Raw genomic sequence first — 2,500 nt, 5'->3', positions numbered from 1 at the left:
CAAACTCGGAGATAGCTGGTTCTCCGCGAAAGCTATTTAGGTAGCGCCTCGGACGTATCCTCTTGGGGGTAGAGCACTGCATGGATGATGGGGGCCCACAGCCTTACTGAGTCTAAGCAAACTCCGAATACCAAGAAGGACTATCCGGGAGACACACGGCGGGTGCTAACGTCCGTCGTGGAGAGGGAAACAACCCTGACCAACAGCTAAGGCCCCCAATTCGTGGCTAAGTGGGAAAGCATGTGAGACTTCCAAAACAACCAGGAGGTTGGCTTAGAAGCAGCCATCCTTTAAAGATAGCGTAACAGCTCACTGGTCTAATTAAGAGGTCTTGCGGCGAAGATGTAACGGGGCTCAAGCCACGAGCCGAAGCTTTGGATGTGCATTTATGCACGTGGTAGCGGAGCGTTCTGTGATATAGAACGCTGCCTCCTTAGTATCCTCGGATACATTGGAGGCAATGTTCTGACTGTGAAGCCGGGCTGTAAGGCATCCGGTGGAGTGATCAGAAGTGAGAATGTTGACATGAGTAGCGACAAACAGGGTGAGAGACCCTGTCGCCGAAAGTCCAAGGGTTCCTGCTTAAAGCTAATCTGAGCAGGGTAAGCCGGCCCCTAAGGCGAGGCCGAAAGGCGTAGTCGATGGGAACCAGGTTAATATTCCTGGGCCAGGAGATGGTGACGGATCGCAGAGGTAGTTCGGTCTTAACGGATTGATCGGGCTGCTGAGTGGTTCCTGGAAATAGCCCTCCATGAGACCGTACCCTAAACCGACACAGGTGGACTGGTAGAGAATACCAAGGCGCTTGAGAGAACCACATTTAAGGAACTCGGCAAAATACCTCCGTAAGTTCGCGAGAAGGAGGCCCCGTTTGTACGCAAGTATGGGCGGGGGGCACAAACCAGGGGGTGGCGACTGTTTACTAAAAACACAGGGCTCTGCGAAGCCGTAAGGCGACGTATAGGGTCTGACGCCTGCCCGGTGCCGGAAGGTTAAAAGGAGATGTGCAAGCATTGAATTGAAGCCCCGGTAAACGGCGGCCGTAACTATAACGGTCCTAAGGTAGCGAAATTCCTTGTCGGGTAAGTTCCGACCTGCACGAATGGCGTAACGACTTCCCCGCTGTCTCAAATGTGGACTCAGCGAAATTGAATTGTCTGTGAAGATGCAGACTTCCCGCGGTTAGACGGAAAGACCCCATGCACCTTTACTATAGCTTCGCACTGGCATCAGGATTGTGATGTGCAGGATAGGTGGTAGGCATTGAAGCAGTGACGCCAGTTGCTGTGGAGCCATCCTTGAGATACCACCCTTCGCACTCTTGATGTCTAACCGCGGCCCGTTATCCGGGTCCGGGACCCTGCGTGGTGGGTAGTTTGACTGGGGCGGTCGCCTCCCAAAGAGTAACGGAGGCGCGCGAAGGTTGGCTCAGAGCGGTCGGAAATCGCTCGTTGAGTGCAATGGCAGAAGCCAGCCTGACTGCAAGACTGACAAGTCGAGCAGAGACGAAAGTCGGCCATAGTGATCCGGTGGTCCCGAGTGGAAGGGCCATCGCTCAACGGATAAAAGGTACGCTGGGGATAACAGGCTGATGATGCCCAAGAGTCCATATCGACGGCATCGTTTGGCACCTCGATGTCGGCTCATCTCATCCTGGGGCTGGAGCAGGTCCCAAGGGTATGGCTGTTCGCCATTTAAAGAGGTACGTGAGCTGGGTTTAGAACGTCGTGAGACAGTTCGGTCCCTATCTGCCGTGGGTGTAGGATACTTGAGAGGAGTTGCCCCTAGTACGAGAGGACCGGGGTGAACGTTCCACTGGTGGACCAGTTGTCGTGCCAACGGCAGTGCTGGGTAGCTATGAACGGACAGGATAAACGCTGAAGGCATCTAAGCGTGAAGCCCCCCTCAAAACAAGGTATCCCTTGAGAGCCGTGGAAGACCACCACGTCGATAGGCCGGAGATGTAAGTGCAGTAATGCATTCAGTTGACCGGTACTAATGGCTCGATTGGCTTGATTTGATCCGGAAGAAGACAGACCTTCTTCCAAAAGCATCCTTGGACAACTGAAACCCTACGGGGTAACGCCGATATCGCTTCTTTTCTGGTCTGGTGGCTTTAGCACGAGCAAAACACCCGATCCCATCCCGAACTCGGCCGTTAAGTGCCGTCGCGCCAATGGTACTGCGTCTCAAGACGTGGGAGAGTAGGTCACCGCCAGACCTGAAAAGAAGCGATCATCTCTCGAAACGATGAACCAGCGCTATCTCCCGATCAGCGCAAATGGCGCGGGGTAGAGCAGCCCGGTAGCTCGTCAGGCTCATAACCTGAAGGTCGCAGGTTCAAATCCTGCCCCCGCAACCAATCCAAACACCAAGCCGCCCAAGGGCGGCTTTCTGCATTCCAGCCCTCCAAAACCCCAATGCTGGACAGAAAACCCCACACAAATTACCAATCCTGAACCCAAAAGCCCGGAAACAACCAGGCACACCGCCAGAAAAT

1 tRNA gene and 2 rRNA genes (1 of these 3 cut by a window edge) are annotated in these 2,500 nt (G+C 54.3%); all 3 read left to right on the top strand.

Annotated elements, in window-relative coordinates:
* Nucleotides 1–2,020: ribosomal RNA gene (locus tag GL300_RS25845) — 23S ribosomal RNA — on the top strand; it begins 813 nt to the left of the window's first position.
* Nucleotides 2,021–2,106: 86 nt separating this feature from the next.
* A 5S ribosomal RNA gene (rrf, locus tag GL300_RS25840) occupies nucleotides 2,107–2,221 on the top strand.
* Between the two features lie 64 nt (nucleotides 2,222–2,285).
* Nucleotides 2,286–2,362, top strand: a tRNA-Met gene (locus tag GL300_RS25835).
* Nucleotides 2,363–2,500: the final 138 nt, after the last annotated feature.

The organism is Paracoccus litorisediminis, from assembly GCF_009711205.1.
Classification (GTDB): domain Bacteria; phylum Pseudomonadota; class Alphaproteobacteria; order Rhodobacterales; family Rhodobacteraceae; genus Paracoccus; species Paracoccus litorisediminis.
Note: the sequence above shows the minus strand (reverse complement) of the source record. Positions and strands in the feature narration are given on the sequence as shown.